This is a genomic window from Chloroflexota bacterium, from assembly GCA_016197225.1.
Taxonomy (GTDB): Bacteria; Chloroflexota; Anaerolineae; order Anaerolineales; family VGOW01; genus VGOW01.
In genome coordinates, this window is record JACPWC010000059.1 from 94627 (window position 1) to 100861 (window position 6235).

Sequence of the window (6235 nt, forward strand, 5' to 3'; positions counted from 1 at the left end):
CTTAGACTCAACGATTGTAGGGCGAATTGCCAATTCGCCCTACACAGCCTCTTAGATGCCGAACCACGAATGGCGTTCGGAGAAATCCATGTTGTCGAGCATGGCGTGCAAAAGCGTGCGCGTGACCAGCACGGCGGTGAACAGGCTGACCACCACGCCCAGGGCCAGAGTCAGGGCAAACCCTTTGACGACGCTCGCCCCGAACTGACTGCCAAACCAGAAAAGAATGATGCAGGTGATGAGCGTCGAGATGTTCGAGTCGCGGATGGACGCCCATGCCCGGCGAAAGCCTTCTTCGACAGCAGTCACCAGCTTGCGACCGGCCCGCAATTCTTCCTTCATGCGCTCAAAGATCAGTATGTTGGCGTCCACCGCCACGCCCACCGAGAGCACGAAGCCGGCGATGCCGGGCAGGGTGAGCGTGACCGGGATGAGTTTGAACAGGGTGAAGGTGAGGGTGGCATACATCAACAGCGCCAGCACGGCCAGCACGCCCGGCAAACGGTAGTAGGCGATCATGAAGATGGCAATTACCACCAGCCCGATGATTCCGGCGATGAGACTTTTGCGAAGCGAGTCCTGGCCCAGGGTGGGGCCGACGGTGCGGCTTTCGGCGATTTTGAGCGGCACGGGCAGAGAGCCATAACGCAATTGCAGGGCAAGCTGGTTGGCCGTCTCGACGGTGAAGTTGCCGGTGATGACGCCTGAGCCGCCGGTGATGGGGCCGTTAATGCTAGGGCTGGAGATCACGGTTTTGTCGAGGACGATGGTGAGAATTTTGCCGACGTTGGCCGTGGTATGTTGGCCGAAAATTTGCTCGCCTTCCGGCGTGAGTTCAAAGGCGACGACGACCTGACCGGCGGTCTGGTTGGTTTGGACGGTGGCGCTGGTGAGTTCCTTGCCCGTCATGAGGGTGTGATAGACCTGGCCGGTGGGGGCCGCCTCCCCGGTGGAAGTTGGGGTTGAACCGGCGGCGAAATCGGTCTGAATCACGTCGCCTTCAGCAAACCGTTGATCGACCGTGTCAACAAACTCCAGTAGGGCGGTTTGTTTGAGCAGGGCCAGCGCCTGCTCGGTGTCGGCCAGGCCGGGCAGTTCAACCACCAGGCGGCGGTCGCCCGAAAGTTGCACAATGGGTTCGGTGACGCCCAGGCCGTTGACACGATTCTCGATGATGCTCTTGGTGTCATTCATCGCGCCAGCATCAACCGCTTGGTCGGCGGGCAAGTCGGCTTCAAGCAGAACTTGCAGGCCACCCTGCAAGTCGAGACCCTGCCGCACCGAAATGTCACGGAGGAGGGATAGGTTGTCGAACGGGTTGCGGAGTTGCTGGCTGGTGGGCCAGGCCAGGTAGGCCGCAATGGCAAACAGGATGACGATCGGGATGAGCCAGCGAAAATAGCGACTTTGCATTTTGAAATCAGACCTCTCTATTCATGGAAACGCCAGCCGGTGGGGCTGGCGCGTTGAAAGCAGTTTTCTCAGGGTGAGCCGCCTTCGGGAGTTGAACCCGAAACCTATCACTTACGAAGCGATTGCTCTGCCGATTGAGCTAAGGCGGCGGTGAGGGGCATTCTACCAGAGCCAACCTGTTCTTTCAACCCGGCTGAAGTTTGAGTTAGCGTGAAGGAGTTAGAGCGCTATCCTGATAAGCAAGTGTTACCTGTCAAAGACCGGATGATAGACAAACCCGCCGGGTTGCAGTTTTCCAATGCGCCCGTTGCCATACAAATACGCATTCGTCCCATCGCTCAACACCTGCGTCAGCCCCGTATTCAAGTCCAGCGTATAGTTCGTCGTCACACCATTCACCGTCTGCGAGACCCGGTCGCCCAGGCCGTTGTACTGATAACTGCTCACTGTTGACTGATCGCTTCGCGTGACGCTCGTCAGCCTGTTCGCGGCATCATAGACATACTCATTCGTGCCATCGTTCAACAGATTGCCGTTGTTATCCCAGATGTAGGCCGTGCCGTTTGCCGAGATGAGGCGGTTGGCAATGTCGTAAACGTAACTCGTCGTCACACAGTTGCCGGCGCTTACGCAGACTTCTTGCGAGAGCCGGTTGCCAACGGAATCGTAAGTGTAGACGAACGAGCGGCCATCGTAGTAGTCGGCGTGAGTCAGGCGATACAAGTTGTCATAGGCGTAAGTGATGACGATTTGCGAGACGGGCGGCGGCGGAGTCGGCGTGGGCGGCAGGGGCGTGGCCGTTAGCGTTGGCTTGGGGGTGAGAGTCTGCGTCAGTGTTGGGTGCGGCGTGCGCGTGGCAGGCTGGGTGCGTGTAGCCGAGGGTGTTCGAGTGAGAGTCGGCGTCTTCGTTGGCCTGTTGCAAGGTGCATGTTATCCAGCAAGTGGATGCTTTGCCACTGCTCCCTTCAATGTTGCGCAGGATTGTTGTGAAAGGCGAAGCGGAAGTGAAGCTACAAAACCGATAACGGCACAATCATGCAAGATAGAAGTAGAGAGACAACGCAGAGAAGCCCGCTGTGCAACGAGACCTCTTCTGCCTCAAACGCGTGATAATCGGCCTTTATCTACAATACCAACAATATGCCTCAGCGCAGACATCAACGCCAGCAGGGGTTGGTATGCTAAAAGGCTGATTGAAAAAGTCATGCCAGAGCCACACAAGGTAGGCTGTCTCTCCAGGTGCAGATGTGGGAATAGGAAATATTTGAATATCCCCTGTGATAGAGTCGTAAATCCATACACATGTGGTTCCGCGCTTGAATAGGTCACCGTCAAGTTTCCAGCCTGCCTGCTCCAAATTCTCTGTGTAATAAGTTGTTACCTCATCGTAGCTCAACAGAGTCGCGTAATAGAGTTGAAGCCTACGACCATATGCAGTAGTGGTTGTTTTGTACAACAGCCGAGTATCAGGAGGGGTCGGCAAGGTGGTACGCTCCTGCTCATTCAAAGCATCAAAAGTAGGATACAGTGTAACTGCCAAACGTGAGTATTTTGCTTCTGGCGATTCGCACGCAACCACTGCGGCCATGATAAATACAGCAACAGTTAGAATAAGCGATAGACGACAAGCGTAAATCATCATTTTGATTCTGCTAGTTTTCCCGGTGCTTTGTATCATAGACGCCTCATGGGTTAGAGCCGAATCTGGGGCCTGTAGGATCATATACCAGGTAGTCTGCCAATACTTCTAGGGGGTCTCGCCCACCATAATAGACTTTCGCGGCTTGGCTAAGCTTCTCTGCCGCATCGGCTCCATGTGCATATCCGTTCCTGATAAGCGGAGCATAATATTCAGGATCGTAGAGATGTTTGCCGTCACTATCGCCAAAATAATCGTGAGTGAAAAAAGCTAAATCTTTTCTTTGATAGTTAGGGTTTGAGTATAGACCAACAGACTGATTATAGTAGGCCCAACTATGATCTCGATCATCTTCGCCGACAGCACTGATTATTGCTGCTCTTGCAAGGCCTTCAACTTGATTAGCTAATTGTCTATTAGGCGTTTGATGAAGGAGCTGTGCTACTGTTATATCTAACGTGCCGCGCATATCATAAATTTTGCCAATATTGCCCCATCCTCGACTTGCTCTTAGAGGTGTGCCTAGTAAGGCGAGATTATCAACCTCAATTCCGTACCCTTTTAGCTCTTGTGCTACTCCGTAGGCGACTTGACCGCCTGCACTATATGCCAGGAAATCCACCTCCATTTGCGAACTGTTGGCAGTGTAATTGCCGCTTAGCAGGGCTCCAGCTATTATATCTGCAATTTCTTTCGCCTTTCCAGAAGAGGGATCAGAAATATTTCCAGAGCCACCATTTACTAGAGAGAGCGCATCGATAAAAATGGAGTTATACGTGTCTGGATAGGCAGCACAAAGCTGGCTCAGAGTATTATCCCCGACTATTATTTTTTGGCCGGGATTAGAATTGTTAGGATGAACATACTTCGGATTTGGGCCGAAAGGCCATATTTTCCGATAAGAGATTCCTCCTTTTTGACTCACATTAGTAAGCAGAGTATTTTCATTAGCATAATAGTTTGTGCCATCATTGCCTGCCCCAGGAAAATAGAAGAGAAAACAAAACTGTTGAACACATAATCCAGACGGATCGGTAAACAACACTGGGCTTGCCGCTGCATACACATAGAGATTAGTCTCAGCCCTTGACGGATCCTTCGTCAGAAACCTTCCCGTCGCCGACGCGTAAAATCTTGCTCTGAGGAACGTCAACCCTGTCGCGCCGTCAAATTGTTCTCCAGTGAACGCGAATACGCTACTGCCAGCACCTACACTTGTGAGTGGCGATCCAAACGGCTCAAAGCTCCTCGCCAGCGTCACCTCTCCCGTCGCATCCGCCAACTGCCTCACGCTCCCCAGCGCATCGCCCAAGTGATACACAAATCCGCCAGGTTGCAACTCGCCAATTCTTCCATTCCCGTAGAGATAAGTGTTCGTCCCATCGCTCAACACCTGCGTCAGCCCGGTGTTCAGGTCGAGTGTATAGTTCGTCGTCACGCCATTGACGGTCTGCGAGACACGATCTCCAAGACCGTTATACGCATACGATGATGTATTCCCGCCGCCCGTCACGCTCGTCAGCCGATTCGCGGCGTCATACGTGTACTCATTCGTGCCATCGTTCAACAGATTGCCGTTGTTATCCCAGATGTAGGCCGTGCCGTTTACCGAGATGAGGCGGTTGGCAATGTCGTAAACGTAACTCGTCGTCACACAGTTGCCGGCGCTCACGCACACTTCCTGTGTCAACCGGTTGCCCACCGAGTCGTAGGTGTAAGCGAATGAGCGGCCATCGTCGTAATCGGCGCGAGTCAGGCGATAGAGATTGTCGCCTAGGCGCGCGGTCAATGCGGCGGGTGTCGTTGTCAATCCCGCTCAGGCCGGTCTGGTGGGTGCCATCCAGCTACCAGTCCACTTTGCCGTTGTTCGCGCCGGCGGCGGTGCTGACCTGCCGGTCCACTTCAATCACGTGCGGCGCGTCAGTGATGTTAACCCGGCTGCTGTTGATAAATGTTGTGGTCGCGTCGTTGATCAATCCGACATGTAGGCAATAGCCGCCAATAGTCGTAAAGCCCATGTCCCCTTTGAGCATTACCATTGAAGCAAACCACCGTAGCTGTTGAGGGCTACGGTGGCTGTAGGAGTAGAAACTGTTACCTAGAATGCTTTAGTGGAACTTGCCAATTAAGGTGTATTTCTTTCATCCCCTTGCACAATGCAGTTCGGTATCCAATCTGCGCAACCTGTTTTTTCAAATTCCTGAAACACCTCGGTCGGATCTGTCCACAAAGGCTCAACTATGCCATACTCTTGTATATATTTCTTGAAATCTTCTTCGTTTTCGAAACCTATCTCTATATTTTGGTCAGGAATAATGACGATCCAGTACCAAGCAGGTAACCAAGATGCTGATTGCCGATTCTCAGACGCAAAAGCCATTATCACCCCTTTTTCGACTGCTATTTTTTCTATATGTTGGATTTGAAAATATACTTCTTTTCCTTGCCCGTACAGATCCATATACCAACCCAAGCTATTTCCTTTAGCATTTATGGCTTCATAAGGCTTTAACAGAGGGATACGAATAGAATCCAAATCGCCAGTTCCTTCGTAAAACGGGTCTACTTGTCTTGGTTTTTGCATGGTTGAACCTCCACAACCGAGGACAGCAATCAGCAGTGTAGTGAGCGGAATCATAAGAAGCAACTTTTTTGCTCTGTTATTACCTTTAGCGTGCATAATTTCGCCTCTGTTCTTCAGTAACATGCATAAGCAGTTCTCGTTTACTAAAGATGCAACTAGAATCTGCCCATGCGTTTCATAACCCGATCGGACACTAAGGGCCAATGTAGTTAGACCAATGGGCTTGTACTTTCAACTGATCGTTGCCTCCGACGACATCGTGGTAAAGTATCCCCGTTACTGTGGTGATTGTGTTATATGCACCACTTCTGCCCCCTTGTGGACGCAAGTCAAATGTGTCGTCGAGTGTGTATGAAATGTAGGTTTTACCTTGAGCCGCGACCTTCACTTGTGCCTGAACATTTGCATGTCGGGTTATCCAAGTCAACTCGTTGAATCCTACCCGCCAAGTATCTATGTAACTCCCGTTTCGAGTAAAATTTTAGGGTTAAAGTTGAATTAGGTGAGTTATGCTGGGGTATATGATACCCCAGCTCCCCATAACCTCGACCCGAATAGATGACATTCCGTTATTGATCGGCATGCTGATTCAAATGGGA

Annotated in this window: 7 protein-coding genes and 1 tRNA gene; all 8 read right to left on the minus strand. The window is 51.8% G+C overall.

From position 1 onward, the window contains the following. Positions 1 to 51: 51 nt before the first annotated feature. The gene (gene secD / locus HYZ49_10680) at positions 52 to 1413 is read right to left on the minus strand and encodes a protein translocase subunit SecD (GenBank protein MBI3242746.1); all 1362 of its coding nucleotides are present in this window, start codon (positions 1411 to 1413) and stop codon (positions 52 to 54) included. Between the two features lie 76 nt (positions 1414 to 1489). Further along, a tRNA-Thr gene (locus HYZ49_10685) sits at positions 1490 to 1562 on the minus strand. Positions 1563 to 1659: 97 nt separating this feature from the next. Continuing rightward, positions 1660 to 2136 carry a hypothetical protein gene (locus tag HYZ49_10690; protein MBI3242747.1) on the minus strand — a complete coding sequence of 159 codons (477 nt, stop codon included), beginning with the start codon at positions 2134 to 2136 and terminating at the stop codon, positions 1660 to 1662. A 4-nt stretch (positions 2137 to 2140) separates the two neighbouring features. Continuing rightward, on the minus strand, positions 2141 to 2335 hold the full coding sequence (locus tag HYZ49_10695) for a hypothetical protein (GenBank protein ID MBI3242748.1): 195 nt from the start codon (positions 2333 to 2335) through the stop codon (positions 2141 to 2143). 198 nt (positions 2336 to 2533) lie between these two features. After that, a complete protein-coding gene (locus HYZ49_10700; GenBank protein ID MBI3242749.1) occupies positions 2534 to 3055 on the minus strand; it encodes a hypothetical protein in 522 nt (173 codons plus the stop codon). A gap of 43 nt (positions 3056 to 3098) precedes the next feature. Continuing rightward, positions 3099 to 4862 carry a hypothetical protein gene (locus HYZ49_10705; protein MBI3242750.1) on the minus strand — a complete coding sequence of 588 codons (1764 nt, stop codon included), beginning with the start codon at positions 4860 to 4862 and terminating at the stop codon, positions 3099 to 3101. A gap of 34 nt (positions 4863 to 4896) precedes the next feature. Next, positions 4897 to 5091, minus strand: a complete 195-nt coding sequence (locus tag HYZ49_10710; protein MBI3242751.1) for a hypothetical protein — start codon at positions 5089 to 5091, stop codon at positions 4897 to 4899. A gap of 86 nt (positions 5092 to 5177) precedes the next feature. After that, positions 5178 to 5732: a hypothetical protein gene (locus HYZ49_10715; GenBank protein ID MBI3242752.1), complete on the minus strand. Its 555-nt coding sequence runs from the start codon at positions 5730 to 5732 to the stop codon at positions 5178 to 5180. Between the last annotated feature and the right edge of the window lie 503 nt (positions 5733 to 6235).

What these genes read in the sequence shown, in the direction of transcription:
- secD (MBI3242746.1), bottom strand. Translation starts at nt 1,413, where the DNA reads ATGCAAAGTCGCTATTTTCGCTGGCTCATCCCGATCGTCATCCTGTTT.
- HYZ49_10700 (MBI3242749.1), bottom strand. Translation starts at nt 3,055, where the DNA reads ATGATGATTTACGCTTGTCGTCTATCGCTTATTCTAACTGTTGCTGTA.
- HYZ49_10710 (MBI3242751.1), bottom strand. Translation starts at nt 5,091, where the DNA reads ATGGTAATGCTCAAAGGGGACATGGGCTTTACGACTATTGGCGGCTAT.
- HYZ49_10715 (MBI3242752.1), bottom strand. Translation starts at nt 5,732, where the DNA reads ATGCACGCTAAAGGTAATAACAGAGCAAAAAAGTTGCTTCTTATGATT.